Source organism: Xanthomonas sp. GW (genome assembly GCF_014236815.1).
Taxonomy (GTDB): domain Bacteria; phylum Pseudomonadota; class Gammaproteobacteria; order Xanthomonadales; family Xanthomonadaceae; genus Xanthomonas_A.
This window is the reverse complement of the sequence record NZ_CP051189.1, coordinates 932,716-959,277: the sequence shown is the minus strand read 5'-3', so window position 1 is coordinate 959,277 and position 26,562 is coordinate 932,716. Positions and strand designations below refer to the sequence as shown.

At 67.9% G+C, this 26,562-nt stretch carries 19 protein-coding genes and 1 pseudogene; 5 read left to right on the top strand and 15 right to left on the bottom strand.

Annotation, left to right across the window (positions count from 1 at the left end):
* Positions 1-37: 37 nt before the first annotated feature.
* From HEP73_RS04095 to HEP73_RS04070, 6 genes are all read right to left on the bottom strand, one after another.
* Positions 38-1,318, bottom strand: coding sequence for a sugar MFS transporter (locus tag HEP73_RS04095; protein ID WP_185822216.1), 1,281 nt, complete (start codon positions 1,316-1,318; stop codon positions 38-40).
* A gap of 38 nt (positions 1,319-1,356) precedes the next feature.
* Entirely contained in the window at positions 1,357-2,079 is a 723-nt protein-coding gene (locus HEP73_RS04090) for a GntR family transcriptional regulator (protein ID WP_179568040.1), read from the bottom strand.
* A 104-nt stretch (positions 2,080-2,183) separates the two neighbouring features.
* Entirely contained in the window at positions 2,184-3,338 is a 1,155-nt protein-coding gene (locus tag HEP73_RS04085; protein ID WP_185822215.1) for an acyltransferase family protein, read from the bottom strand.
* Positions 3,335-5,587, bottom strand: coding sequence for an alpha-N-acetylglucosaminidase (locus HEP73_RS04080; RefSeq protein WP_255423762.1), 2,253 nt, complete (start codon positions 5,585-5,587; stop codon positions 3,335-3,337). The genes HEP73_RS04085 and HEP73_RS04080 overlap by 4 nt, the downstream gene beginning before the upstream one ends.
* Before the next feature lie 106 nt (positions 5,588-5,693).
* Complete coding sequence (gene galA, locus HEP73_RS04075; RefSeq protein ID WP_185822213.1) at positions 5,694-8,579, bottom strand: beta-galactosidase GalA; 2,886 nt, start codon at positions 8,577-8,579, stop codon at positions 5,694-5,696.
* Between the two features lie 111 nt (positions 8,580-8,690).
* Complete coding sequence (locus HEP73_RS04070; protein ID WP_185823290.1) at positions 8,691-11,399, bottom strand: TonB-dependent receptor; 2,709 nt, start codon at positions 11,397-11,399, stop codon at positions 8,691-8,693.
* Between the two features lie 723 nt (positions 11,400-12,122).
* On the opposite strand from HEP73_RS04070, the gene HEP73_RS04065 reads away from it, so the two are divergent.
* Positions 12,123-12,356 carry a hypothetical protein gene (locus HEP73_RS04065; protein ID WP_185822212.1) on the top strand — a complete coding sequence of 78 codons (234 nt, stop codon included), beginning with the start codon at positions 12,123-12,125 and terminating at the stop codon, positions 12,354-12,356.
* Positions 12,357-12,530: 174 nt separating this feature from the next.
* Positions 12,531-15,161 carry a TonB-dependent receptor gene (locus tag HEP73_RS04060; protein WP_185822211.1) on the top strand — a complete coding sequence of 877 codons (2,631 nt, stop codon included), beginning with the start codon at positions 12,531-12,533 and terminating at the stop codon, positions 15,159-15,161.
* A gap of 205 nt (positions 15,162-15,366) precedes the next feature.
* Here the strand turns inward: HEP73_RS04060 and HEP73_RS04055 are convergent.
* From HEP73_RS04055 to HEP73_RS04045, 3 genes and pseudogenes are all read right to left on the bottom strand, one after another.
* A pseudogene (locus tag HEP73_RS04055) lies at positions 15,367-15,969 on the bottom strand (expansin EXLX1 family cellulose-binding protein); the annotation flags it as partial.
* A 335-nt stretch (positions 15,970-16,304) separates the two neighbouring features.
* Entirely contained in the window at positions 16,305-16,712 is a 408-nt protein-coding gene (locus HEP73_RS04050; RefSeq protein WP_458309647.1) for a VanZ family protein, read from the bottom strand.
* Positions 16,712-17,896 (bottom strand): class I SAM-dependent methyltransferase, encoded by a 1,185-nt coding sequence (locus HEP73_RS04045; RefSeq protein WP_255423667.1) that lies wholly within the window; start codon positions 17,894-17,896, stop codon positions 16,712-16,714. The genes HEP73_RS04050 and HEP73_RS04045 overlap by 1 nt, the downstream gene beginning before the upstream one ends.
* A 54-nt stretch (positions 17,897-17,950) precedes the next feature.
* Between HEP73_RS04045 and HEP73_RS04040 the strand changes: the two genes are divergently transcribed.
* Positions 17,951-18,685: a pteridine reductase gene (locus tag HEP73_RS04040; protein ID WP_185822209.1), complete on the top strand. Its 735-nt coding sequence runs from the start codon at positions 17,951-17,953 to the stop codon at positions 18,683-18,685.
* Between the two features lie 102 nt (positions 18,686-18,787).
* Here the strand turns inward: HEP73_RS04040 and folK are convergent, their stop codons facing one another.
* Entirely contained in the window at positions 18,788-19,309 is a 522-nt protein-coding gene (gene folK, locus HEP73_RS04035) for a 2-amino-4-hydroxy-6-hydroxymethyldihydropteridine diphosphokinase (protein WP_185822208.1), read from the bottom strand.
* A 95-nt stretch (positions 19,310-19,404) separates the two neighbouring features.
* On the opposite strand from folK, the gene HEP73_RS04030 reads away from it, so the two are divergent.
* Positions 19,405-20,244 (top strand): 20S proteasome subunit A/B, encoded by an 840-nt coding sequence (locus HEP73_RS04030; protein ID WP_185822207.1) that lies wholly within the window; start codon positions 19,405-19,407, stop codon positions 20,242-20,244.
* 190 nt (positions 20,245-20,434) lie between these two features.
* On the opposite strand, the gene HEP73_RS04025 is transcribed toward HEP73_RS04030, so the two are convergent.
* The 5 genes from HEP73_RS04025 to HEP73_RS04005 all read right to left on the bottom strand — a co-directional run bounded on the left by HEP73_RS04025 (position 20,435) and on the right by HEP73_RS04005 (position 25,361).
* Positions 20,435-21,949: a hybrid sensor histidine kinase/response regulator gene (locus HEP73_RS04025; RefSeq protein ID WP_185822206.1), complete on the bottom strand. Its 1,515-nt coding sequence runs from the start codon at positions 21,947-21,949 to the stop codon at positions 20,435-20,437.
* A gap of 6 nt (positions 21,950-21,955) precedes the next feature.
* Positions 21,956-22,396 (bottom strand): response regulator, encoded by a 441-nt coding sequence (locus tag HEP73_RS04020; RefSeq protein WP_179567317.1) that lies wholly within the window; start codon positions 22,394-22,396, stop codon positions 21,956-21,958.
* Positions 22,393-24,204 (bottom strand): sensor histidine kinase, encoded by a 1,812-nt coding sequence (locus tag HEP73_RS04015; RefSeq protein WP_185822205.1) that lies wholly within the window; start codon positions 24,202-24,204, stop codon positions 22,393-22,395. Before HEP73_RS04015 ends, HEP73_RS04020 begins: the two co-directional genes overlap by 4 nt.
* A 202-nt stretch (positions 24,205-24,406) precedes the next feature.
* Positions 24,407-24,772 carry a hypothetical protein gene (locus HEP73_RS04010; protein ID WP_185822204.1) on the bottom strand — a complete coding sequence of 122 codons (366 nt, stop codon included), beginning with the start codon at positions 24,770-24,772 and terminating at the stop codon, positions 24,407-24,409.
* Positions 24,773-24,971: 199 nt separating this feature from the next.
* Positions 24,972-25,361, bottom strand: a complete 390-nt coding sequence (locus HEP73_RS04005; protein ID WP_185813852.1) for a BON domain-containing protein — start codon at positions 25,359-25,361, stop codon at positions 24,972-24,974.
* 152 nt (positions 25,362-25,513) lie between these two features.
* On the opposite strand from HEP73_RS04005, the gene HEP73_RS04000 reads away from it, so the two are divergent.
* On the top strand, positions 25,514-26,557 hold the full coding sequence (locus HEP73_RS04000; RefSeq protein WP_185822203.1) for an oxidoreductase: 1,044 nt from the start codon (positions 25,514-25,516) through the stop codon (positions 26,555-26,557).
* The last annotated feature ends 5 nt before the right edge of the window (positions 26,558-26,562 follow it).

Below are 26,562 nucleotides of genomic sequence, written 5' to 3'. Positions count from 1 at the left end.
GGTCCTGCACGTCGGGAAGTACGCCCATGATGCGCGATCACGCGCGGGCGGAGGCTTGACCGGCGCGGTGGCCGACCAGGGAGTAGAACAGGATGTACAGGTAGCACGGCACCATCAGCAGCAGGAACACCAGCTGGAAGTCGAAGTGCTGCTTCAGCACCGCGAACAGCTGCGGGATGATCGCGCCGCCGGCGATGCCCATCACCAGCAAGGCCGAACCGATCTCGGTGTGGCGGCCCAGGCCCTTGATCGCCAGCGGGAAGATCGCCGGCCACATCATCGCGTTGGCGAAGCCGAGCGCGGCGACGAAGCCCACCGACACGTAGCCGTGGGTGAAGTAGGCACCGGCCGAGAACAGCACGCCCAGCACTGCCGACACGCTCAGGTAGCGCGCCTGCGAGATCAGCGTCGGGATCAGCAGCAGGCCGGCCACGTAGCCGGCCAGCATCGCCGCCAGGGTGTAGGAGGTGAACAGCTTGGTCTCGTCCAGCGGCAGGTGGAAACCGTTGCCGTAGGTGCCGATCGCATCGCCGGCCATCACTTCCACGCCCACGTACACGAACAGGCACAGCACGCCCAGCCACAGGTGCGGGAACTGGAAGATGCTGGTCTTCTGCGCGGTGCTGCCGGCGCCGACCGGCGTGGCATTGACTTCCGACGCCTTCAGTTCCGGCAGCGGCGAGAACAGCACGCCGATCGCCACCACCACCAGCACGCCGGCCATCACCAGGTACGGCAGGTGGATCTTGGCGGCGAACGCGGTGAGCAGCGCTTCCTTGGCCACCGGATCGGCGGCCTGCACCTGCGTGGCCAGGTCGCCAACGCCGTGCAGCACCAGCGTGCCGATCAGGAACGGCGCCAGGATGCCGGCGATCTTGTTGCAGATGCCCATCATCGCGATGCGCCGCGCCGCGCTCTCGATCGGGCCGAGGATGCTGATGTACGGGTTGATCGCGGTCTGCAGCAGGGCCAGGCCGCTGCCGATCACGAACAGACCGGTCAGCGCGCCTGCATAGAAACGCTGCGTGGCGAACTGGCCGAACGCCGCCGCGCCCACCGCCATCACCACCAGGCTCAGCGCCAGGCCCTTCTTCATGCCGGTGCGCTTGAGGATCCACGACGACGGCAGCGCCAGGAAGAAGTACGACAGGTAGAACACCATCAGCACCAGGAACGCGTTGACCTCGTTGAGGTCGAACGCCAGCCGCACGAAGGTGATCAGCGGGCCGTTGATCCAGGTGAAGAAGCCGATGATGAAGAACAGCAGCCCGACGATGGCGATCGAGGCGAAGGGACTGGCAGGCCGTGCGGTGGTCATGGGCGGGCGGGCTCCGGAAAGGCGCGTGGGTCGGTCGATCAGCGTCGCAGCTCGGCGACGAAGTCGTAATAGTCGTTGTGGCAATAGGTGTCGGTCAGCTCGATCGCGCTGCCGTCGCGGGTGTAGCCGACCCGCACCACGTGCAAGATCGCTTCGCCTTCCTTCATGCCCAGGTGCCCGGCCAGCCGCGCCGGCAGGTTGATCGCACGGAAGTACTGCAGCGCGCGCACCACCGGGGTGCCCTGCGCGTCCAGGTAGGCGTACAGCGAATCGCCGATGGCCAGCGGATCGGGCACGGTGCGCTGCGGCAGCACCGCTTTCTCGTAGGCCATGACCCGGCCGTCGGCGCTGCGCAGGCGGGTCAGCGACGCCACCACGGTATCGGGCGACAGGCCCAGGCGCAGGATCTCTTCGCCGTGCGCCGGGCGTACGCGCCGCTCCAGCCAGCGCGTGCCCGGTTCCAGGCCCTTCATGCGCAGGGTCTCGCTGAAGCTGGCCAGACCACTGAGCTGGTGCTGGATGTGCGAGGTGATGAAGGTGCCGGCCCCCTGCCGGCGCGAGACCAGGCCCTGTTCGACCAGCGCGTCCACCGCCTGGCGCAGGGTCACCCGCGACACCTGCAGTTGCTCGCACAGCTGGCGCTCGGCAGGCAGGGCCTCGCCCGGCTTCCATTGGCCGCCCTTGATGGCCTCGACCAGCTTGCTCGCCAGCTGCAGGTACAGCGGGGTCGGCGCGCTCGGGTCCACGGCCAAGCCTGCCAGTCTGGGGTCGGCTTCCGGCTTGGGCTTGGTCATCGTGCTCCCTCCGGACCGTATGGATTCATTATGTCCAATATAGTACCAATCTGCGGCCTGTGCACGCCGGGTCAGAGCCGCAGGTACAGCCGCCGCCGGTCCATCCACCAGCCCATCGCCCAGCACAGCAGGGTGTAGGCCAGCGCGCAGGCCAGGCTGCCCCAGGGTCCCGGCAGCAGACGCTGGAACACCGCGATACCCACCCATTGGTACAGGTCCATTCCACTGGCGCCGGCCGGAACCAGCCGCAGGCTGATCACGAACAGTTCGGAGAACAGGTAGATCGCCAACGGATTGCGCCCGAGCACGGTGAAGAAGCCGCTGCCGGCCCGCCACTGGCGTACCTCGATCGCCCACAGCAGCGCGCCCAGTAGCAACAGGTCCAGGCCCACGGTCAGCAGCACGAACGAGCTGGTCCACAGCTTCTTGGCCAGCGGGAACCACGGCTGCCAGGCCAGGGCCAGCAGCGCCAGCGCGATGCCGGCCAGCAGCAGCCAGCGCACCGTGCGTGCCTGCTTGCCGACACGGCGCACGTACAGGCCGGTCAGATAGCCGGCGATGACATTCACCGTGGCCGGCAGCGTGCCGAGCAGGCCTTCCGGATCGAAGCCGCCGTCCTTGCGGTACAGCTGCGCCGGATCCAGCAGCCACAGGTCCAGGCGCGTGCCGGCGTTGCCGAGCTTGCTCAGTTCCGCGCCCGGCTGACCCCACAGGTACAGCGCCGCCCAGTAGCCGAGCAGCAGCGCGACGCAGGCGGCCAGCAGCCCGCGCGGCGGCAGCCAGCGGCACAGCAGCGCCCCCAGCGCGTAGCACAGCGCAATGCGCTGCAGCACGCCGGGCACCCGGGTCTGGTCGATCGCGGTGAAGCTCCAGCTGCCGTCGGCGCCCTGGTGCACGAACGGAAACCAGTACATCAGGAAGCCGAGCAGGAAGATCAGCGCGCTGCGCTTGCCTACCCGGCGCAGGAACGCGCCGAGCGGCTGGCCGCGGTCCAGCGCGAAGCTCATCGCATTGCCGACCGCGAACAGGAACGACGGGAACACCAGGTCGGCGGCGGTGAAGCCGAACCACGGCGTGTGCCGCAACTGCACGAACGCATCGGCGCCCGCACCGGGCGTGTTGACCAGGATCATCAGGAAGATGGTCAGGCCGCGAAACACGTCCAGCGACAGGAAGCGTTCGCGCGACGGCGCCATGGCGGGGATGCTCACGGAAGCGGCGCTCATCGGGCATCCACCTGTTGCAGCAGGGTGCGCACCGCGGCGACCGGGTCGGCTGGGGCTTGCCGCGTGTAGGGTGTCTCGCGCTGCACCCAGTCCCGCTCCCAGGTGCGCAGCCGCTGCTGCAGCGCCGCCTCGTCCACGCTGCCGCCGCCGACCGCCGCCGACCGCAACGCCTGCATCGCCAGCGCCCAGCGCGGCAGGTAGTAGTCGGCGTACATGCCCTGCCAGGCCTTGGACGCGTAGTCGCCGAGATTGCCCTCGCCGCCCCACACGCTGACCTGCGCCTTGGCGTCGCGCCGGTAGTAGGCCGCGTCCTGCGGCGTCTTCGCATAACCTTCGGCATCGCCGAGCCAGCTCGACAGGGTTTCCTGCTGGCCGCCGACCAGGCCGTCGAGCTGCTGCACCGCCGCCTGCACACGGGCGAAGGCGGCATCGCCGGCGGCGACGTCGCCGCGCTTGTAGGCGGCCACCGCCTGCTGCAACTGCGCGTCCACGCGGCCGGTGGCGTAGTGGCGGGCGAAGTCGACCAGGTCGTAGCGGTACAACGGCGCGTCGGCGTACTCCGGCGCCAGCGCCAGCAACTGGTCCAGCGCGCGGCGCAGGCGCGGCGGATCGCCGGGGGCGCCTTCGAATTCGCCGATGTCCAGCGTCGGCCGCTTGAACAGCAGGTAGGCGCCAGCCCGGCTGCGCCACCAGCGCGGCGTCCAGTAGCGGGTGGACAGCACCGAGGCCTGCAGATCGTCCCAGGCCGCGCGCAATGCCGGCGAAGTGTGTCCATAGCGGGCGCGGGTGTAGTCGCCGAGCCAGTCCTGCAGCGAACGCTCCTGCCCACCCCAGGCCAGCGCGTACATGTATTCGTAGACCACCGAGTTGTTGTGCAGGCCTTCGGGGAACGCGCCGAAGCCGACCAGTTGCTGCTTGTCCTTGTCGGCGAGCAGCCCGCGCAGGTCGTCGCGGTAGAACGCCAGGTCGCCGTACACCGGATTGCTGCCGCCGTAGTTGTGCACGTAGCCGTAGATCCACTGCTTGCCGTCGAACGCGTCGGACAGTTTCCAGGTGCCCGGATAGCGATCGTTGCCGATGTCCAGCACCAGCAGCTTGTCGTTGGGCACCTCGCGCAGGAACGCGGCGATCGCCTGCGGCGTCCAGAAATGGCGATCGGCGCCGAACAGCCAGCCCTGCATCACCCACACCGCGTCGGGATTGGCGCGATGGATCGATTCGTACAGCGCGCGGCCGTAATCGGCCAGGCGCTTGTCGCGCTGCGCCGGCGACACCTCGGGCGGCGCAGTCTTGGCGGTGTTGGCGGTGCTGTCGCCGTAGCTGGCCAGGCGCGCGTCGCTGCCGTCGGCGGCGATCGGCGGCAGCATTTCGTTGAACGCATCGGCCAGGTAATAGGTGCCCTTGCCGTAGGTGCGGTCGTAGAGCTGGATGAAACGCTGCGCGATCTTGGCGAACAACGGATCGGCCGGATCCAGCCAATAGGTTTCGTGGAAGCCTTCCCAGGCGCGCATGCGGTAGATGCGCGCCTGCGGATGCGCCTGCGCGAACGCCTTCGGCACGTAGCCGGCGAAGGCCGGCAGCACCGGCTTCATGCCCAGCGCGCGCATGCGCTGCAGGATGCGCTGCTGCAGCGCGTGCTTGTCCTCGATCCACTGCTGCGGCAACGGCGCGTCGTAGCCTTCGATATTGCCCATGCGCTGCCACGGCGCGAACGCCGGGCCGGAGAAATACTGCGCCAGATCCGCGTCGCTCACCCCGAACTCGCGCCACAGCGCCTGCCACACGTAGTCCTGGCCTTCCATCGCCAGCGGCATGTCGATGCCGTGCAGCGCCATCCAGTCGATCTCGCGCTCCCAGCGCGCCCAGTCCCACCACGGCGTGGTGTAGCCGTAGGTGCAGACATTGAGATAGGCGCGATAGGCGAACGGCGTGACCACGCGCTGCCCGCTGAAATCGGCATAGGCCGCAGGCAACGCGACCCGGCTGCCCTCCCAGCTCACCGAGGCGGCGCCGATCGATTGCAGATAGCTGTATGCGCCATGCGCCAGCGCCACTTCCGAGGAACCGGACACGCGCAGCGTGCCCGCATCGGCCCCGACCTGGTACCAGTCGTTGCCGTTGCCGCGCGGCTGCCGTTGCAAGGTCAGCGCGGCGGCGCGCGGGCCGAGCGTACGCAGCAGCACGCCGCGTGCGGCGTCGCCCTGCGTGTCCTGAACTGGTGCCGCAACCGCGGCCGGCGCCAGCAGCATGCAGGCCAGCAGCAACACGGCTTGCCCGGAAATCGGCAACGCACGCACGACGCGCATCCAGGCACGCGCGTGCGGGAAGGCATGGCGGAAAACTCGCTTCATTCGGTCAATACTCCACTATCGCGACATCGTCGAAGCCGAAAGGCATTCCGGCCGTCACCTGCATCACCACCGCCAGCACGCGTTCGCCGTCCGCAGGCGGCAAGCGCAGGTGCGCATGCTGCCCCGCGGCCACGCGGGCAACCAGTTTCCGGTCCAGATACACCTGCGCCGCGCCGGTCGCGCGACCCAACCGCAGCACGCCGCCGCGCTGCTGGATCCCGGCCCACGGCGTGAACGCGGTGCGGTACAGCACATAGCCATCGCGCTCGGCACGCGTTTCCAGATTTCCCGGCTGGCAGAAGCTCCAGCTGTTGTTGTCGTTGGGCGCGCGCGGCAGCGCCGGATCCGGCGGCGCGGCGAACGGCAGCGTGCGCCGCCAGCCGGGCACCACCATCGCCGCAGCGGCCGGTGGCAGCGACGGCGGCACCGCCACCGCATCCAGGCCGATCGTGACCTGCGCAGACCGCAGCCCGGGCGCGCGCGCCTCGATGCGCAGCCGGCGCTGGCCGCTGCCGGCCTCGACGATGGCCTGCGCCAGGCCGTTGAACAACTGCACCTGCGGCACGTTGTCGGCCGCATGCCGGTTCGGATCGCCGTTGCCGACGCCGAGCAGGCGCCCGCCTTCGACCTGCAGCGCGATCTGCGCATCGGCGAACGGCACGTGGCGGCCCTGCGCGTCCACCGCTTCCAGGGTGATCGGCTGCGCATCGCGGCCATCGCCGCGCATCCGCGCGCGGTCCGCGGTCAGCCGCAGCGCGACCGCCGCGCCGACCGTCTGTACCCGCTGCCGCGCCACTTCGCGACCATCGCGATAGGCCACTGCCTCCAGCACGCCCGGCACGTACGTCACCTGCCAGGCGTTCATCTCGATCCGGTCCACCGCCTGCCGTCCCTGCGATTGCCCGTTGAGCCACAGCTCCACCTGCTGCGCATTGCAGAACGCCATCACCTTGATCGGCGTGCCTTCGCGGCCCGGCCAGTTCCAGTGCGGCAACAGCTGCAGCACCGGCGCGTCGTCGATCCACTGCGCCTGGCGCAGCCAGTAGGCGCCCTTCGGAAAACCGCACAGATCCATGATGCCGAAGAACGAGGACACCGACGGCCATTCGAACGGGGTCGGCTCGCCGCGGTAGTCGAACCCGGTCCAGACGAAACCGCCGGCCAGATACGGACGCTCGTCGATCAGCTTCCAGGACGTGCGATGGGTGTTGCCCCACGGCGCGGCGACCGAATCGTCCTCGGCGATGACGTGCGCTTCCATGTCGGTGAACCAGGCGCCGCGGGTCTGGAACGCGCTGGTGTCCTCGCTGGACAGCAGCGGCTTGTGCGGCATCGCCGCGCGCACCCGGTCGTAGTTGAACTGGCGGTAGTTGAAGCCGACCACGTCCACCGCATCGGCGGCATTGCGCTGGGTCAGCATGCCGTCGTTCATCGCCGCGGTCACCGGACGGCTGTCGTCCAGTTCGCGCACCAGCGCCACTGCGCGACGCACCATCTGGTAGCCGGCAGCAGTGCCCTGCATCGGTTCCTCGTTGAATACCGACCACAGGAACACGCAGGCGCGGTTGCGGTCGCGGCGCACCAGCCAGCGCAACTGCGCGGCGTAGTCCGGCGCCGGATTGAACACCCGGTTCTCGGCCATCACCAGCATGCCAAGGCGATCGCACACGTCGAGCAGTTCGCTGGCCACCGCGTGGTGCAGGCGGATCGCATTGCAGCCCAGTTGCTTGAGCCGACGGATGCGGAACTCCAGCAGGCTGTCGGGCATCGCCACGCCGACTCCGGCATGGTCCTGGTGCAGGCAGGCGCCCTTGATCTTCAGCGGCCGCTCGTTGAGGAAGAAGCCCTGCTGCGCATCGAAGCGCAGCGTGCGGAAACCGATCGCGCATTCGCGGCGGTCGCGCTCGCGGCCGGCGCTGCGCAGCACCGCCACGACCCGGTACAGATGCGGTGCGGCCACGTCCCAGCGCTGCGGCTGCCGCACCTGCAGTTCGACCTGCGCCACCGCCTGCGCCAGCGCGCCCACCTGTAGCGTGCTGCTGCCCTGCGCCATCAGCGTGCCATGCGCGTCGTACAGCGCCACCTCCAGCAGCGCCGCGTCGGCCTGCTCGCCGGCATTGGCGACGGTGACCGCAACCGGCAGCGTCCAACGTTCGCCGTCGCCGATCCGCGGCACCGCGTGCACGCCATCGCCGACGATATGCAGCGCATCGCGTACCGCCAGCCAGGTGTGCCGGTAGATGCCCGCGCCTTCGTACCACCAGCCGTCCATCGCCTCGGCATCCACACGCACCGCGATGCTGTTGAGATCCTGGCCGTAGCGCGCGATCGCGCTCAGATCGATGGCGAACCCGTCGTAGCCGCTCCAACTGCGCGCCATCAGCAAGCCGTTGACCCACACCGTGGCACGGCTGGAAATGCCGTCGAACCGCAGCTCCAACGCCTTGCCGCGCTGCGCCTCGTCCAGCCGCAGGCTGCGCCGGTACCAGGCGATGCCGCGGCGGCGGTAGCCCTGCGCCACGTTGGCGCTGGCCTCGATCGGTTGCTCGATGGCGAAATCGTGCGGCAGCCGCAGTTGCCGCCATTGGCTGTCGTCGAAATCGCCCGCAGCCGCGCCCCAGGCCTTGCCGGCCTTGGCGTTGTCGTAGCTGGCGTCCTGGCCGACGACCGGCGGAAACGGGATGTCGCCTTCGTGGAAGCGCCAGCCTTCGTCCAGGCACAACAGGCCGGGATCGACCGCCAGCGTCAACGCCGGCACTGCCGCGGCGGCAGTGCCGGTCGCGCCAGCGGCCATGCCGGCATCCGCCGCGCTGCCCGCCCAACTCAACTGCGGCGCCGCCAGCAGCAGGCCGGCGCCCGCGCCGCCCGCCAGGAATTCTCGTCGTTGCATGCGCTTGCCCTAGAACCTGTGAATGCGATCGGGAGAGGCCACGTTGCCATGCCCGGCGCCAGCGCGGCGCCGGGCAGGCTGCGGACTAGCCTGCAAGCGACCGCACCGCCGTCACAGGATGTCCCACTGCATCGACACGTAGAAGCTGCGGCCGGTGACGCCGGTCATCTGCCAGCGGTCGCTGATGTCCTTGTACGCCTCTTCCTTCTTGTCGGTCAGGTTGAGTCCGCCGAGCTGGAAGCTGAGCTTGTCGGTAGCCTGGTAGCCGAGCACCGCGTCGAGCTGGGTGCGCGCCTTCATGGTGTGGCCTTCGCGGGCGAAGAAGCTGTCGCTGCTGTCCTGCTCGTACTCGCTGCGGTGGTTCAGCGACAGCCGCGCGGAGAACATCGCGTTCTCCCAGTAGCCGGTGGCGTTCCAGGTCTTCTCCGACAGATTGCGGATCTGGAAGTCGGTGTCGCGCTGCGGGAGTACCCGGGTGAAGTTGGCGGTCAGGCCGAAGCCCTGGATCGGCAGCCACGCATCGAACGACTGCGTCCAGCCCAGCTCGTAGCCCTTGATCTTGACCTTGCTCGGATCGTTCCGGGTGGCGGTGATCTCGTAGATGTTGCCGCTGCCGTCCACGCAATCGCCGGAGCTGTTGCTGGACAGCGCCGCACCGTTGAACGTGGTCGGGCACACGATGCTGTTGAAGGTCCCGTTCTTGACCTGCTTCCAGAAGCCGGCCAGGGTCAGGCCGCCGCCTTGGCCGTAGTACCACTCCAGGCTGAGGTCGGCCTGGTTGGCGGTCAGCGCCTTCAGGTCGGTCTGGCCCAGCGACACGTCGTAGGTGGTGGTGCCGCCGGTGTTGCTGCCCGAGGAGAAGGTGCTGGCGATGGCGGTGTTGCTGTCCAGGATCGGCCGCACCAGCACCTTGCCGGCGGCGAAGCGCAGCAGCAGGTCCTCGCGCATGTCCAGCACCAGGTTCAGGCTCGGCAGCCAGTTGTGGTAGTCGTACGGCGCGCGTTCAGTGCCGATCACCTCGTTGGCGTCCTCGCTGTACTGCGAGGCGGTGGTCAGGTAGGTGTCGGTGGTGCGCTTGGTGTTCTCGTAGCGCACGCCGACATTGCCGCGCAGGCGCATGCTGCCCAGTTCGGTGTCGATCTTGGCCAACGCGTAGGCGGAGAAGATGTCGTTGCGGATGTGATAGCTGGCCTGCGGCGCAAACAGCACCGGCACGGTGATGCCGGAGGCGGCCAGCGCCTCGGCGTAGGCGTACACGTCCGGCGCCACCCAGTCGGCCTGCGAGGCCAGGTTGCCGTCGAGGAAGTTGCTGACGCTGGAACTGGCCGCCGACAGTTCCGGGAACATCGCGTAGCCGGACACCGCACCGGAGTTGATCAGGTACAGGAAATCGCGGCGCCAGACGTTGCGGTCGAAGGTCTCGCGGCGGAACTTGGTGCCGAACTTCACCGAGTCCAGGAAGCCGGCGCCGACGTAGCGCTCGGCATCGAACTGCAGCGACCATTCCTTGTTGCTGAGCTTGGTGATCGCGCCGTTGGGGTATTCGTCGCGCACCAGGTTGGCCTGGTTCCAGGCGCTGGCGTCGTTGGCGTCGGCATCGGTGGTCAGCGAGATCGCGCCGGGATTGGACATGTCGAACAGCGTCGCCGACGGCTTGCGGCCGAGGATCACCGCGCGCTCGTCCTCGTCGGTCTTGCCTTCGGTGTAGTTGGCCACGCCGCTGAAGGTCCACGCATCGCCCTTCCACTTCGCGTCCCAGGTCAGCAACTGCGAGGTGAGATCGTGGCGCTCGAGCTGGCGGTTGTTCTCCAGCCAGTAGTTGGACGCCGACACCTTGGTCGCGGTCAGGCCGTCGGTCTCCAGCACGTTCAGGGAATTGCGTTCGAAGGAATAGACCAACTGGTTCATGTCGTTGTCGGTCTTGTCCTGCGAATACAGCGCAGTCAGATTCATCTCCAGCCGGTCGTTCGGTTTCCACTGCAGCCCGGCGGTGAGCATCTTGCGGTCGGTCTCGCGCTCGATCGAGCGGTAGCGCGGACGGCGCGGGATGTACAAGGTGCCGTCGTCAGTGTCCTGGGTGAACCAGCGGTCGATCCACAGGTAGTCGGCACGGTCCTTGAGCTTCTGGTAGCCGGCGTTGACGAACACGCCCAGTTGGCCGCCATCGGCGAGCTGGAACTGGTCGATGTAGGTGAGCACCGCCTTCGGCGTCGGCGCGCCACCGGCGAATTCGGAGTACTGCTCCTTCGCCGACAGCAGCAGCTTGCGCTCCTTGTAATCCAGCGGCTTGGTGGTCTCGATGTTGACCGTGCCCGACAGCCCGCCGGCATCCATGTCCGCCGACGGCGACTTGATCACCTCGATCGCCGCGGCCACTTCCGGCTGGATGATGTCGTAGCGGAAACCGTCGGTGAAATCGGCGCTCTTGATGGTCTGGCCGTTGATCGTGGTGGCCGAATACTGCGGGCCCAGGCCGCGGATGCTGATGGTCGAGCCGCGGCCGTTGATGGTGGAGATCTGCACGCCGGGAATGCGCTGGATCGCCTCGGCGATGTTCTCGGCCGGGAACTTGCCGATGTCTTCGGAAGAGATGCCGTCGGTCATGCGCGCATCTTCGCGCTTGTTGTCCAGCGCGGTGATCAGGCTCTTCTGATAGGAGCTGGTGACGGTGACCGTGTCGAGCTGGGAGATCGCATCGGATGCGGGCGCTTGCTGCGCCTGCGCTCCGGCACTGAGCAGGCCGAACGCGATGGCGCTGGCGAGGACGGACATGGAACAACAGTGCGGACGGGAGCGGGCGGCATGTGGCATTGGGCTAATCCTGGTTGATGGCTGGTCGGCACGGCACGTCTGACATCCAGCGGCAGCGATCGGCAGGCAGCACCCTCCATTGCGCCCGACGCGACGCGCAGGGCGATGCCGTCCGTGCGGGCACGGAGTCGATGGAACGTGCTGTCTGTTGCTGCGCCTCGTGTTGCGGAAGGCGCGTCCCCGTCCCTACCCCGGAGCGGGCGATTGCATGCTGCTGGCTGATCGACCCGAATTGGCAAAGACCAATTCCAGGCGCCTCGATTCTTATGGTCTTAGAAAGATTGTGTCAACGCCGCAATACGCACAATCGGCAAATGGCGTCTGGACTTGTCGTGGATTTCGAAAAATATCATTTATTATCAGAAACTTGAAGATTTAAAATATTTTGTATGGGTTCAATTTCACGTATCGTTGTCACGATACCTATGACGCACCAATTCTACGAATGAGACCAATTTTGTGCGTCGCGACATGATTGCGCCGCGTTCTCATTTGCGCGCCGCCACCGCCGCCCCGGCGTTCCGCATAACCCGTTGATGCAGCTGTCTTTCAGCGTTTCCAGGCGACCGCGGCCAAGCGCAGGCCTGGGTGACGCAGCGCGAAACCAGCACCAGACAAATTTCCCGGACAAGACTTGACATCGTTGTCATAGCCTCGTAAGAATCGGCACACACGGGGGTGGGGCCGCGCATACGCGGCGCAAAAGCGGGGCATGGGAGGCATGTGATCGCAATGGTCCGTACGCACGAATCGTGTGCCGCACTCGGCACGCCGTTGCAACACCCGACGCCGTTGCGCGCCCTGTGCGCCATCGGGGTCGGCGCGCCGGTACTGGTGCACGCCGCAGCGGCCGGCATCGCCCTAGCCAGCGCCACCCCGCCGCATCCGCATTGTTTCCAGCTCGACAGCTCGACGCACCGCGTCCCGTACCACGGCAGAACGCTGCGCCTGGCATTGCACGCATAAGCGAAAGAACCGGCCGCCCTCGGGCGGGAGATTGCAGCCAGCCACACCCCGCATCACCGCACGCAGCAGCACAGCAGGCATCAGCACAGCAGGCAGTAAGGCAACAGGCAGAGCCGGCACGCAGCGCAACGCTCGCGCGCCGCGTCGACCCATTGAATGATGAGGAGAGACATCATGCAATACCGCCATTCCGTCTTGTCCGCAGCAATCCTCGCCACCCTGGCCTTTTCCGCGCAGGCGCAGCAAGCCGGTGGCGACGCCACCGACCTGGACGCGGTCCAGGTCTTGGGCATCCGCGCCAGCCTGGAAAAATCGCTGGACACCAAGCGCAACAACGTCACCGTGTCCGAAGCGATCACCGCCGAGGACATCGGCAAGTTCCCCAGCACCAACGTCGCCGAAGCGTTCGCGCAGATTCCCGGCGTCACCATCGACCGCCGCTTCGGCCAGGGCGAACGGGTCAGCATCGATGGCACCGACCCCAGCCTCAACCTGTCGTTCCTGGATGGCCACCCGGTGGCGCAGGCGATCTGGCTGTACGGCGAGCAGCCCAACCGCGGCTTCGACTACACCCTGCTGTCGCCGCAGATCCTGGGCCGGGCGGAGATCGTCAAATCCTCCGAGGCACGGCTGGTCGAAGGCAGCCTCGGCGGCACCGTGCTGATGCACAGCCGGCAGCCGCTGGACCTGAAGGCCAACGAGATCGCCGGCTCGGTCGGCTACAGCTACAGCCAGCAGGCCAGCGAGGGCAAACCCAATGCCTCGCTGCTGTACAGCTGGAAGAACCCGCAGCAGACCTTCGGCATCGCGGTGTCCGCGCAGCACTACGAGGAGCGCGTCGATCGTCAGGGCATGGAGGTGTTCGGCTACGCCAAGGCCGCGACCTTCGGCAACGCCGGCGGCGTGCCGGCCGATGCCGACGTGCCCAACTCGGTCAACGCGGCCTGGTTCCAGCAGGACCGCAAGCGCGACAGCGCCGTGGTCAATCTGCAGCTCAAGCCCAGCGATGCGCTGGAGTTCAACCTCAGCGGCCTGTACATCAAGGAGAACTTCGACAACTACAACCAGTCGATGTACAGCTTCCTGACCTGGAACCAGGGCACCATCGACGCGGTGGACGCGCTCGGCAGCGTGCGCAACGGCGTGGTCGGCAGCGGCCATTCCGGCGCCAACGCCAATGCCGGCGGCGGCACGGTGATCTACGACAACAACGTGCGCCAATCGGAAGTCGTCACCAAGGGCATCGACCTGCGCGGCGCGTTCCGCGGCGAAGGCTGGGGCGTGAGCGGCCAGATTGGCCAGAGCAAGTCGGACAACAAGGACCTGTCGCAATACTTCATCGAGCCGTTCTACAACGGCGGCTTCAGCTGGGACCTGCAGCGCGGCATCCGCTTCGACGATGCGGCCGGCGCGCGCGATCCGGCCAACTGGGGTTCGGCCGGCGGCTGGTTCGGCAACAACGGCATCTTCGCCACGCACAGCAAGGACCGCTACGGGCAACTGGATTTCAACCTGCAGTTCGACAGCGTGTTCAACCAGTTGCTGTTCGGCGTGCGCCAGGGCAAGCACGACGAAGACTTCACCTTGAACGTGTACGGCGGCGTCACCCCCGGCACCCTGGCCGACGTGGGCACGATCGGCCTGACCGACATCCAGGGCTTCTATCCCGACCAGGGCCGGCATGTGCAGGCCGGCCGCGGCAACGTCATCGACTGGATCCGCAACAGCCCGGTGGACTACGCCAATCCCGACCCGGCCAGCTACCTCAACAACAGCTGGGCACTGCAGCAGACCAACAACGCCGCCTACGTGCAGCTGAATTTCTCCAACGGCGGCCTGCGCGGCAACCTCGGCGTGCGCTACGTGGATTCCAAGACCGAAGGCAGCGGCTTCGTCTACAGCGGCACGCCGACGCTGGACGACTTGGACAGCAAATGGCAGACCCGCACCCGCAAGGAACACTTCCTGCTGCCGTCGTTGAACCTGGCCTACGACACCGACACCGACTGGGTGTTCCGCTTCGCCGCGGGCAAGGTGATCGCCTGGGCGCCGTACAACCAGATGGTCAACAACACCTTCTTGAACGACACCACGCTCACCGGCAGCGGCGGCAATGCGGCGCTGTCGCCGTACGAATCGTGGAACTTCAACCTGTCGGCCGAGTACTACTTCGCGCAGCAGGCGGTGGTGGCGTGGTCGCTGTTCTACAAGAAGATCGACAACTACATCGACACTTCGGCCACGATCGAGCGCCAATACAATTCGATCCGCGACACCTCGCCGCAGACCTGGGCGCAGATGCTGGGCAGCAACGGCTGCAGCGCCGACGGCTATTGCAACTACAGCATCCAGCGCCCGCGCAACGCCGGCGACGGCAAGGTCAAGGGCTTCACCCTCGCCTACCAGCAGCCGTTCGGCAGCAGCGGCTTCGGCCTCACCGCCAACTACACCTATGCCAACGGCGAGAACAACACCGGCGACCGCCTGCCCTACCAGTCGCGCAACAGCGTGGCCTTCAGCCCTTACTACGAGAAGGGGCCGTGGAACGCGCGCGTCAGCCTGAACTGGCGCGACAGCTACCTGGCCGGCGGCTACGTCGCCGGCGCCGCGCCGGCCAGTGTCGACGACTACACCGACCTGGGCGCGAGCATCGGCTATGCGATCAGCGACCAGTGGTCGCTGCAGGTGGACGCGCAGAACCTGCTGGACGAGGAGTACTTCCAGTACCTGGGCGACAAGGATCACCCGGCCGGGCGCTACAAGAACGGCCGCCGCTACATGGCCACCGTGCACTTCAAGTTCTGAGCGCGACTGCGCGGTCGGCCGCAGCCGAACCGCGCTTCCTGTAGGAGCGGCTTCAGCCGCGACAGCGCAGAGCGTCACAAGTGCTCCACGCTGCCGGTCGCGGCTGAAGCCGCTCCTACAGTGCATTTGGCAGGCTGCCCGGCGCCCCTCCCGCGGCGCCGCTATCCGTCACGACGCGACGCGCCAGTCCGCGCCACGCCGCCATTCACTTCGCGAACTGCACGTGCCCCTCGACGAAGTACACGCCCTTGTCGCCCTGGCTCGGCAACGCCGACAGCGTGTCGGTCACCACCTGGCCGCGGATATCGGTGAGGCGGATCTCCAGCAATTGCGCGCCCATCTGCTCGCCGACGAAATGGTTGTACGGCATCTTCGGCAGGCTGACCCAGGCGCCGTTCTTCTTGTATTCGAACTTGACCACCGGATACAGGTGATTGCGCACCTGGATCGCGGCCCAGTACTGCGAACTGCCTTCCTTGATCCGGTACACCACGTTGCCGTCGATCGGCGCGGCGACCACCTTCCAGCTGATCGGGATATGCCCGGCACCAATGTCCCCGATCGCGGCGAAGGCATTGGGCGACAGGTCCAGGCCGCAATCGCCGCCCTCCGGATACAGGTCGGTGACGTAGACCGTGGCGGTGCCGCGCGGCCCCTGCACCTGCAGGTAGGCACCAGCCAGCGCGGCGGGAATGCCGCCGTAGTTCATCTGCGTCGGATTCAGCGCGGTGATCATCGCATCGGCTGGAATCGGATCCAGCAGCACGGCGCCGCCGGAGTAGCCGGAACCGGTATAGGTGGCCGTGCCGTTGCAGATCCCGTCCCAGGCGGCAGCGGCGGGGGCGGCGATGGCGGCCAGGCACAGCCCGGCGAACAGGGTGGTGCTGCGCAAGGCGCGGGCGCGACGTGTCGGCATGGGATTCTCCTCGGCGAAGGCGGCGCCGGCCGCTGGCGTGCCGCCACCGGCCATGCGCCAGGTGCGCGGTGCGCCGCGCATCGGCCCGGGCACTGCGCGGGCCGACGCACTCTATGCCAGGCGCCGCGCGCACACCGGCACCGCCACCGGGGAAACTGCATCTTGGCCGATGGCGTAGACCGCGGCGCCGGGCCGACGTCACCGCGCGCGCGAAACACGCCCGGGCATCAGCCGCGGCGGCGCCGCCCCGCGCCGGTTTCCAACCGCCACAGCAGGTCGCGCAGCGGGGTGAGCGCGGTGGCCATCCCTGCCGCCACACCCAGCGCATCGGCCAGCGCATCGAACGGATCGGCCGAGCGCGTGGTGGTCCATGCGCCCTGCGCGAACTCGATACCGATGCCGAGCAGCAGCAGGCCCAGCGCCGCCCAACGCCAGGCGCGCGGCCCGGCGTAGATCTGCACCGCACCGGCCGCGAGCAGCAGGTAGGCGGTGAAATGCTCGGCCTTGTCGGTGTCCGGCAGATCGGACAGCTGCGGCGGGTGCGGCATCATGCACACATAGATCAGCACCAGCACACCCAGCCACCACAGCCCCAGCCACAGCCAGGGCCGGCGGAACGCGCGGATCGCCGCCATCACAGCCGCCAGGTCAGGTCACCGACCAGGAACGCCGGCGCCAGCGACACATCGCGTTCGAAGCCCATCACCTGGAAGCGCTCGCCCATCTCGCTGGGCAGGGTCAGCCGCTTCACCTGCTCGCGCAGGCGCAGGCGGCCGCGTTCGTCGCTGCGCGCCTCGGCCTCGGCCAGCAGCGCATCCAGGCCGTTGCCGAGCAGGAAGCTGGCCTGGGTGCAGTAGCCGCCCAGTTCGAACCCTGCGCCGGTGCCGGCCTCGGCCAGCGCGGTGAAGTCTACCGACGCGGTCAGGTCCTGCAGGCCCGGCCACAGATAGGGATCGGCATGGGTGCGGTGCCGGTAGAACGCGCGCAGGGTGCCATCGTCGCGCTGCGGCAGGTAGAACTCGCCGCGCGGGTAACCGTAGTCGACGAACAGCATCGCGCCGCTGCGCAGGCCGCCGGCCACCGCCTGGATCCAGTACGGCAGCTGCGGCAGCAGTTCGGAGCGGTAGCCGTCGGCGAACGGCGTTTCCAGATAGCGTTCGACATGCCGCACCGCCGCCGCCAGCAGCGGATCGGCCGGCTGCTCGCCGCGGCGGAAGCGGCCTTCGCCGTCCAGGGTCACGGTTTCCTCGAACACCTCGCCATCGCGCAGGGTGAAGCGCGGCGTCGGCAGCGCATCGACCACCTCGTTGGCGAACAGCACGCCGTTCCAGTCGTCCTCGAACGGCCGGTCCAGCCACTCCACCAGGTCGAACACTGGCGGGATCAGCGCGCGCTGCAGCCGCTCGCGCTGGCGTTCGCGCAGGTCGGCACTGGGCTCGAGGATGGCGTAGCGCTCGGGCAGCGCGTCCAGCGCCAGCAGGCGCTTGAGCATCACCTCGGCGAACGCGCCGCTGCCGCCGCCCACTTCCAGCATCCGCGCCTGCGGCCCGAGCTGCTGCAGCACCGGCGCCAGCGCGTTGGAAACGGTGGCGGCGAACAGCGGCCCCAGCTCCGGCGCCGTGACGAAGTCGCCGTCCTCGCCGAACTTGCTGCTGCCGGCGCTGTAGTAGCCCAGGCCCGGCGCGTACAGCGCCAGCTCCATGAAGCGCGAGAACGGAATCGCGCCGCCACCGGCGGCGATCTCGGCGCGCAGATGCGCGGCCAGGCGATCACTGTGGGCGAGCGCGTCGGCGTCGGGGGTGGGAAAGTCGATAGGCATGCGGCGCTGGATTGCGTGGACAATGCACAGCATAGCCGAGCGTGGAATGCACACATGACCGAAACCAAAGTCGCCCTGATCACCGGCAGCGCGCGCCGCATCGGCGCCGGCATCGCGCGGCACCTGCACGCGGCCGGCTATCGCGTGGCGTTGCACGCGCACACCTCGCAGGCCGAGCTGCAGGCGCTGGCCGAGGAACTGGAAGCCACGCGCGCCGGCAGCACCCTGACCCTGCACGCCGACCTGCGCGACGCCGCGCAATTGCCGGCATTGGTGGACCAATGCGTGCAACGTTTCGGCCGGCTCGATGCGCTGGTCAACAACGCCTCCAACTTCTACCCGACCCCGCTGGCCGAGGCCACGCCGGCGCAATGGGACGACCTGTTCGCGGTCAACGCGCGCGCGCCGCTGTTCCTGGCCCAGGCCGCGGCCGCGCAACTGCGCGAACACCGCGGCGCGATCGTCAACATCACCGACCTGCATGCCGAACAGCCGCTGCGCGCGCATCCGCTGTACAGCGCGGCGAAGGCGGCGCTGGCGATGCTGACCCGTTCGCTGGCGCTGGAGCTGGCGCCGCAGGTGCGGGTGAACGCGATCGCCCCGGGCGCGATCCTGTGGCCGGAAACCGGCAAGGACAGCGCCGCGCAGCAAGCCTTGCTGGCGCGCACGCCGCTGGCGCGGATCGGCCAGATCGAAGAGATCGCCGAGGCGGTGCGCTGGCTGCTCGATGACGCCGGCTTCGTCACCGGGCAGACGCTGCGGGTGGACGGGGGCCGAGGCCTTTCTTGAAGGCTGGGAATGGGGAATAGGCAAGCGCGCCTGGGCCAGTCGTTGCTGGGAACCACTGCTTACCGCGCCATGACAGCCTGAAGACCGACCCGGCGTCCGCCTTTACCGATTCCCTATTCCCGATTCCCCATTCCCGGCTTCATAAAGCTCCACCACCTCGAACGCCTCCCCGAACTGCGCGTGCGCCTGCCACAGCGCGCCCAGGCTGCGGCCGCTGAGCGGGTCGACGAAGTCGGCGGCGATATCGGCCAGCGGCTTGAGCACGAAGGCGTGGCGCAGTTCCGGGCGCGGGATGCGCAGGTGGCCAGGGCCTTCGACGATGCGGTCGCCGTAGAACACCACGTCGATATCCAGGGTGCGGTCGCTGAAACGCGGGCCGCTGCGGTCGCGCCCATGCGCGTCTTCCAGCGCATGCAGCCAGGCATCCAGCACTTCCAGCTCCCACTCGGTCTGCAACGACACGGCATTGTTCAGGAACGGCGGGCCGTCGAATCCGACCGCCGGGGTGCGGTAGGTCGGGGATACCGCGATCGGGCCGAAACGCTGCCGCAGCGCACCTATCGCGGCAGGCAGATGCTGTTGCGGGCGCAGATTGCTGCCCAGGCTGAGGAGCACGGTGGTCATGGGATATTCGCGCATGCCGCGGCCGCGACCGTCAACGGGTAGCCAAGCCCGTCCCCCCCGCATAGAATCGAAACGCATTGAACTCCGGCAGCGACATGACTTATTGCGTAGGCATCGAAGTGGACGAAGGCCTGGTCTTCGCCGCAGACACGCGCACCAACGCCTCGCTGGACGACGTCCGCGTGCATCGCAAGCTGCATGTGTTCGAGTATCCGGGGCAGGCGGTGTTCGTGCTGATGTCGGCCGGCAACCTGGCCACCACCCAGTTGGCGATCTCCAAGCTGCAACGCGATGCGGACGATCCGGACGCACCGCGCAGCCTGCGCTCGTTCAAGCACCTGTTCGAGGTCGCCGAGTACGTCGGCGAGGTGCTGGTCTCCAGCCAGGTCAAGCTCTCCGACCAGTCCCAGCACAGCGGCGTCAGCGTGCAGTCCACCCTGATCCTGGGCGGGCAGATCGCCGGCGAGCGGCCCGGGCTGTACATGATCTACCCGCTGGGCAACGCCATCGCCACCTCGCCGGAGACGCCGTACCTGCAGATCGGCGAGTCCAAGTACGGCAAGCCGATCCTGGACCGCATCATCCGCCCGGAGATGCAGTTGGAAGACGCCGCGCGCACCGCGCTGGTGTCGCTGGACTCCACCATCCGTTCCAACCTGTCGGTCGGCATGCCGATCGACCTGGCGGTGATCCGCCGCAACGACCTGCGCGTCACCGAGCGCCTGCGCCTGGAAGCGGACACCCCGCTGTATTCGGAAATCCACGACACCTGGTCGCGCAAGCTGGAAAACGCGGTGCGTACCCTGCCGCGCTTCCCGTGGGAGCCGGCGCTGACCACCGAAAGCGACGCCGACACCCGCGGCACCCTGCCGCCGCTGCCGCCACGCCGCGTGCCGGCCCGGCGCGACCCGGAAGACCAGTCGTCGCAGCAGTGAAGCCGGGATTGGGGATTCGGGATTGGGGATTCGCTGTGAAGCAGGGATTCGGGATTTAGGGATTGGGGATTCGCAAAAGCGCATCCAGGCTCTGATCGCCCGCGCTGAAGCGCTCTACTGTCCGTGCAACGGCGTTGCCTTTGCTGTTGCCTGAAACGAATCCCGAATCCCAATCCCGAATCCCGGCCTCTCAGCCACTCTCCAACGCATGCGCCACCGCGCGGAACACGCGCTGCATCTCCAGCGGCTTGCGCAGGACGTGCACGGCGATGTCGCGCGGGAAGTGATCGCGCTGCAGGGCGGTGCCGGCATCCTCGAGCACGATCGCCGGGCCGTGGTAGTCCAGATCCTGCAGCGCCAGCAGCAGGCTCACCGCCGACAGCAGGATGATGTCGCTGTCCACGATCAGCAGATCCGGCATGCCGCGTTCGCGCACTTCGCGCAGCGCCGCGGCGCCGTCGGAGGCCAGTTGCGGCTGGTAGCCCTGGCTGGACAAGGCGTTGCCGAGCAGCGACAGGCGCGTGGCCTCGCCGTCCACCAGCAACACGCGCTGGCCCCTGCCCATCGGCATCGCCGGCTCCGGCTCGGCCGAGGGTGCGTGACCGCGCAGCGGGATCAGCAGTTCGAAGCAGGTGCCCACGCCCGGCGTGCTGTCCACGCCGATGCTGCCGCCGTAGCTTTCGACGATGCGCTTGCACGAGATCAGGCCCAGGCCGGTGCCGTCGGGCTTGGTTGTGAAGAACGGACTGAACAGCTGCGCCTGTGTGTCCGCGTCCATGCCCACGCCGGTGTCGCGGACCAGGATCCGCACCCGCTCGCTGCCGTCGGCGCCGATCGCCGGCGCCGCCGAAATGGCCAGCGTGCCGCCATCGGGCATCGCCTGGATCGCGTTCAGGCCTAGGTTGAGCAGGCACTGCTGCAGCTCGGTGTAGTTGGCCTCGATCGACAGCTCGGCGTCGGCCACCTCCACCTGCAGGCCGACCCGCTCGGGCAGGCTGCTCTTGAGCAGCATCTGCACCGCCTGGAACAGGCCGGCGATGGACACCCGCTCGCTGGGCGTGCGCGAGCCGCGCACGAACGACAGCATCGACTCGGCCATCTCGTGGCCGCGCCGGCCGCACTCGGCGATGACTTCGGCCAGATGCCGCAGCTGCGGGTCGTCGCTGCGTCCGATCATCAACTCCGGCACGATCAGCAGCGGCTGCAGGATGTTGCGCAGGTCGTGGCTCAGGCCGGCGGCGAGCATGGCCAGGCTCTCCAGCCGCTGCGCGCGCATCAGTTCGCCCTCGACCCGCTGCCGCTCGCGCTCGGTGCGCGCCTCGCGGATCGCGCGCGCCACCGCCGACGGCAACCGGGTCGGGTTGTGCTTGATGATGTAGTCGTTGGCGCCGTCGCGCAGCGCCTCCACCGCGGTCTCCTCGCCGATCGTGCCGGAGACGAAGATGAAGGGCACCGAGGTGCTGTGCTCGCGCAGCACGCGCAGCGCCTGGTGTCCGGAGAAGCCCGGCATGCTCAGGTCCGACAGCACGATGTCCGGCGCGAACTCGCGCAGCGCGACGCGCAGCGCGGACTCGCCTTCCACCCGCCGGAAGGTCGCCTCCAGGCCGGCCTCCAGCAACTGGTCGGACAGCAGCTCGGCGTCTTCCGGGGAATCCTCGACCATGAGGATCCGGATCGGTCCGAGCTTGGTGCCGGTCGTAGGCATAGGCGCTTACTCTTTGTCCGGCGCCTGGTTGATCACCGCCCAGAACGTGCCCAGCGTCTTCACCGCAGTGAAGAACTGGTCCACGTCCACCGGCTTGACCACGTAGGCGTTGACGCCCAGATCCCAGCTGCGGGCCAGGTCGCTTTCCTCGCGCGAGGACGACAGGATCACCACCGGCAGGCGCTTGAGCGATTCGTCGGTGCGCACCAGCTTCAGCACTTCCAGCCCGTCCATGCGCGGCATCTTGATGTCCAGCAACAGCACCGCCGGCAGGCCTTCCTCGCGGTCGGCGTAGGCGCCGCGGCGCAGCAGGTAGTCCATCGCCTCCACGCCGTCTTCGACATGCACGATGGGATTGGCCAGGCGCGCGTCGCGCAGCGCATCGACCGCCATTTCGGCATCGGCGGGGCTGTCTTCGGCAAGCAGGATGGTGCGGATGGCGGTCATGCGGTCAACTCGTTGGTAGGCGCTTCGAGCGCGGGAGGTAAGACGAAGTGGAAGGTCGCGCCCTGGTCCGGCGTCGCATCGGCCCAGATATGGCCGCCGTGGCGGGTGAGCACGCGGCGCACGCTGGCCAGGCCGATGCCTGTACCGGTGTACTCGCTGGCCTTGTGCAGGCGCTGGAACACGCCGAACAGCTTGGCCGCGTAGGCCATGTCGAAACCGGCGCCGTTGTCGCGCACAGTGAAGTGGTGGTTGCCGTCGGCTTGCAGCTGATAGCCGACCTCGATCACCGCGACCTCGCGCTTGGCGCTGTACTTGACCGCATTGCCGAGCAGGTTCAACCACAGCTGGCGCATCATGTTCTCGTCGGCGACCAGGATCGGCAGCGGCGCGACGCTCCACTCGATGCGGTGGCCGCTGCCGGCATGATCGGACTGGAAGTTGGCGTCCAGCACCGAACGCGTCTCCGCCACCAGCGACTGCATGTCTACCGCCTGCAGGCGCAGCGCGCTGCGGCCCAGCCGCGAGTAGACCAGCAGGTCGTCGATCAGCGAGGCCATGCGCCGCGCCGAGGTGCCGATCACTTCCAGATAATGGCGGCTCTTCTCGTCGGCGTCGTCGCCGAGGTGGCGTGCCAGCTTGTCGGCGAAGCCGGCGACATGGCGCAGCGGCGCGCGCAGGTCGTGCGAGACCGAATAGCTGAAGGCCTCCAGTTCGCGATTGACCTCCGAGACCTGCTCCACCTTGCCCTCGAGCTGCCGGTTGAGCATCTGGATACGCTGCTGCGAGGCCTTCTGCAGGCTGATGTCGCTGACCGTCATCAGCACCACTTCGTCCTCGCTGTCCGGCAGCGGCATGCGCCGCGCGTTGAGCAGCATGGTCCGCCCGACGCCGTCGGCGCCGGCCTGTTCGTGTTCGAAATCCCACAGCTCGCGCCCGCGCAGCAGCACGTCGGCCAGGCGCTGGCGCACGAGGGGATCCTCCCAGACACCGTCGCCGACATCGGCCAGCATCTTCGTCGGACGCTCCGGGTCCAGCCCGTACAGCTCGCCGAAAGCGGCGTTGTGCATCAGCATGCGCTGCTCGCTGTCGAGCAGCACGATCGGCTCGCGCACCGTCTGCAGCACCGCGGCGGCGCGGGCATTGGCGCGCAGCATGTGCCGCTCCGCGTCCAGGCGCCGGCCGATCTGCCGCTGCAGCAGCCAGATCACCAGGCCCAGCAGCAGCAACTGCACCGCCAGCGACACCCAGCTGATCGCCGAGGCCAGCATGCGCCGCTGGTCGGCGTCGGCGGTGCGCTCGGCCAGCAGCGCATCCTCGCGCTTCTGCAGTTCGGCGACCAGGCCGCGGATCGGGTTGTCCGCGGTCATCTCCTGGATCAAGGCGCGGATCCGTTCCGGGTCGCGGTTCTCGGCGATGCGCGCCGCCAGCAGGCTGCGCCGTTCCAGGGTGCTCTGCAGGCGGCCGATGCGCACCTGCTGGTCGGGGTTGTCGCGGGTCAGTTCGACCAGGCGCGCGATGGTCGGGGTGATCGCCGCGCGCGCTCCGCTGAAACGGGCACGCAGGATCGGCGAGTCGACATCGTGCGACATCGCCATCGCCGCCGACTCCATGTCGCGCATGTCCGCCTCCAACCTGCTGAGCGCCGCCGTGACCTCCTGGCTATGGCTGACCCAATCGGCCGCACGCAAGGTGCTTTCGCTCATCTGCCGCAACAGCAACGAGGGCAGGATCACGATCAGGACCACCGCCAGCACCAGCAGCGGCAAACGCCAGCGGTCCCAGGCGTCATGTTTGGCGGTGATCTGCATACCTGTTCTTTGAAGATTGAAGACGGCAGCGACAGCGGGGCGGCATTGTCGCCGATCCCCGCGAGCGCACGATGAATTATTCAGGCTTCGCGCAAGCTCCCCATCGCGGCGCCTGAATGCGACTTTATCTTAACGATTGGGGACAAAGAAATGGGCGGCTGTGCGCCGCCCATCGGTTCAGGCCATTCGACCGTACCCCGGATCAGCGCGCCGACGCCCGGACCATGCGGGCAGCGGCGTCGTGCGCCGCGCCGATCAGCGTCCACGACGACATCCCTGCGCGTACCAGCAGGAAATCGGCATGGCTGTGCAGGCGCGCGCGCTCGCCGGCGGTCAGGTCCTTGTCCAGGTCCTGCATCAGTCTGGCGAAGGCGCGCCAGAACCCGGCATCGTCGTGGAAGGTGACCAGCAGCATGCCCAGCTTCGATTCGAGCTGGCGCATCGCCAGGAGCAGGGAGGACGGTCGCGGCGGCGCGTCTGTCGAGGAGAGCGCCGTATCCACCGCGTCGAGCGGCGCGGGTTGCGTGGCCGCGTGGCTTGGCGCGGCTGGAGAGTAAGCATCCAACATGGCAATTCGCCTGGTAGCTAACGTGGCTTGATGATGACTGAACGTGCGTCAATGCAATGCGAAGCGCGGCGACACGCCGCGTGATGCTCCCGGCACGCGAGTGCGTCGCCCAAAAAAAACGCACTCCGAAGAGTGCGTCGTAGTGCGGTGGTGGGGCGCGCCTCGTCGCGCGCCCCACCACCGTCACCGATGGCGTGACTTAGTGCTTGGCTGCGCCAGTCACTTTCAGGCCGGTCGAGTCGACCTTCTTGACCCCGTCGATCATCTTGGCGACCGACACGGCCTTGTCGTGCTGCGCCTTGCTTCCGACCGCACCGGACAGCTTGACCGTGCCATTGAGCGTCTCGACCTTGATGTCGGTGCCGGAGACGTCCTTGGTGGCGAGCAGATCGGCCTTCACCTTGGTGGTGATCCAGGTGTCGGTGACCGGCTCCTTGGATTCGTGCTTCATGCCGTCGTTGTGGGCCATGGCGGCATGGTCCTTGTCGGCGGTGGTCGGCGGATCGACGGCGAGCGCCTGGCCGGCGGCCAGGGTCAGACCGAAAGCGAGTGCGGCGCTGAGCAGCGTGGGCGATGTGAACTTTTTCATGATGTCTTCCTCCGTTGAAGGTGTGGGGCGGAGTGTCTGCGCGGTGGCGTACAAGCGACGTGACCGGCAAATCGCGGCAGCGTGAAAGGCGTGCACGCCAGGTGAAGCACGCTGCAGGGATACTGTCTTCCCTTGGACTTACACCGCACGCCATGGATCAGACCTTCAATCTCGCCCTGCTCGGCTACGGTTTCGTCGGCCGCGTGTTCCATGCGCCATTGATCGCGCACACGCCGGGCCTGCGCCTGCACACCATCGTCTCCAGCCGCCACGACGAGGCAGCCGCGGCCTATCCGCAGGCGCACATCGTCGCCGACGCGCAGCAGGCCTTCGCCGATCCGCAGATCGATGCGGTAGTGGTGGCCACGCCGAACCAGACCCATGCGCCGCTGGCGCTGGCGGCACTAGCGCAGGGCAAGCACGTGCTGGTGGACAAGCCGTTCACCCTGGACGTGGACGAGGCACAGCAACTCATCGCGCGGGCGCAACGCGCCGGACGCATCGTCAGCGTGTTCCAGAACCGGCGCTGGGACGGCGATTTCCTCACCCTGCGCGCGCTGTTGGAAGCAGGCACGCTGGGCGAGGTCGCCGAGTTCCACTCGCACTTCGATCGCCATCGCCCGCAGGTCGGCAACCGCTGGCGCGAGCATGCGCTGCCCGGTTCCGGATTGTGGTTCGACCTGGGGCCGCACCTGCTCGACCAGACCCTGCAACTGTTCGGCCTGCCGGAGGCGATCCAGGTCGATCTGGCGCAGCAGCGCCATAGCGCACAGGCAACCGATTATTTCCACGCCGTGTTGCGCTACCCGCGGCTGCGTGCGGTGCTGCATGCCGGCTCGCTGGTCGCGGCGAACGGGCTGCGCTTCGCCGTGCACGGCGAGCGCGGCAGCTATCTCAAGCATGGCCTGGACACGCAGGAGGCGCAGTTGCGCGCCGGACTCACCCCGGCCGCGCCGCAGTGGGGCGAGGATCCGCTCGCCGGCCAGCTGACGCTGGTTGCCGACGACGGCAGTACCACCGCGCACGCGCTGCAGACGCAGCGCGGCGATTATCGTCACTGTTATGCCGGCTTTCGCGAGGCGATGGCCGGACGCGCGCCCGCGCCGGTGGATGCGGCGCAGGCGCTGGCGGTGATGCGCTTGCTCGAACTCGGCCAGCGCAGCGCCGCCGAAGGCCGCACGCTGGCGCTGGACTGAAACGC

Coding starts and splice junctions, on each gene's coding strand:
- HEP73_RS04095 (WP_185822216.1), bottom strand. CDS start 1,318: ATGACCACCGCACGGCCTGCCAGTCCCTTCGCCTCGATCGCCATCGTC.
- HEP73_RS04085 (WP_185822215.1), bottom strand. CDS start 3,338: ATGAGCGCCGCTTCCGTGAGCATCCCCGCCATGGCGCCGTCGCGCGAA.
- HEP73_RS04080 (WP_255423762.1), bottom strand. CDS start 5,587: ATGCTGCTGGCGCCGGCCGCGGTTGCGGCACCAGTTCAGGACACGCAG.
- galA (WP_185822213.1), bottom strand. CDS start 8,579: ATGCAACGACGAGAATTCCTGGCGGGCGGCGCGGGCGCCGGCCTGCTG.
- HEP73_RS04065 (WP_185822212.1), top strand. CDS start 12,123: ATGGTCCGTACGCACGAATCGTGTGCCGCACTCGGCACGCCGTTGCAA.
- HEP73_RS04060 (WP_185822211.1), top strand. CDS start 12,531: ATGCAATACCGCCATTCCGTCTTGTCCGCAGCAATCCTCGCCACCCTG.
- HEP73_RS04050 (WP_458309647.1), bottom strand. CDS start 16,712: ATGGCGGCGATCCGCGCGTTCCGCCGGCCCTGGCTGTGGCTGGGGCTG.
- HEP73_RS04045 (WP_255423667.1), bottom strand. CDS start 17,896: ATGCCTATCGACTTTCCCACCCCCGACGCCGACGCGCTCGCCCACAGT.
- HEP73_RS04040 (WP_185822209.1), top strand. CDS start 17,951: ATGACCGAAACCAAAGTCGCCCTGATCACCGGCAGCGCGCGCCGCATC.
- folK (WP_185822208.1), bottom strand. CDS start 19,309: ATGACCACCGTGCTCCTCAGCCTGGGCAGCAATCTGCGCCCGCAACAG.
- HEP73_RS04030 (WP_185822207.1), top strand. CDS start 19,405: ATGACTTATTGCGTAGGCATCGAAGTGGACGAAGGCCTGGTCTTCGCC.
- HEP73_RS04025 (WP_185822206.1), bottom strand. CDS start 21,949: ATGCCTACGACCGGCACCAAGCTCGGACCGATCCGGATCCTCATGGTC.
- HEP73_RS04020 (WP_179567317.1), bottom strand. CDS start 22,396: ATGACCGCCATCCGCACCATCCTGCTTGCCGAAGACAGCCCCGCCGAT.
- HEP73_RS04015 (WP_185822205.1), bottom strand. CDS start 24,204: ATGCAGATCACCGCCAAACATGACGCCTGGGACCGCTGGCGTTTGCCG.
- HEP73_RS04010 (WP_185822204.1), bottom strand. CDS start 24,772: ATGTTGGATGCTTACTCTCCAGCCGCGCCAAGCCACGCGGCCACGCAA.
- HEP73_RS04005 (WP_185813852.1), bottom strand. CDS start 25,361: ATGAAAAAGTTCACATCGCCCACGCTGCTCAGCGCCGCACTCGCTTTC.
- HEP73_RS04000 (WP_185822203.1), top strand. CDS start 25,514: ATGGATCAGACCTTCAATCTCGCCCTGCTCGGCTACGGTTTCGTCGGC.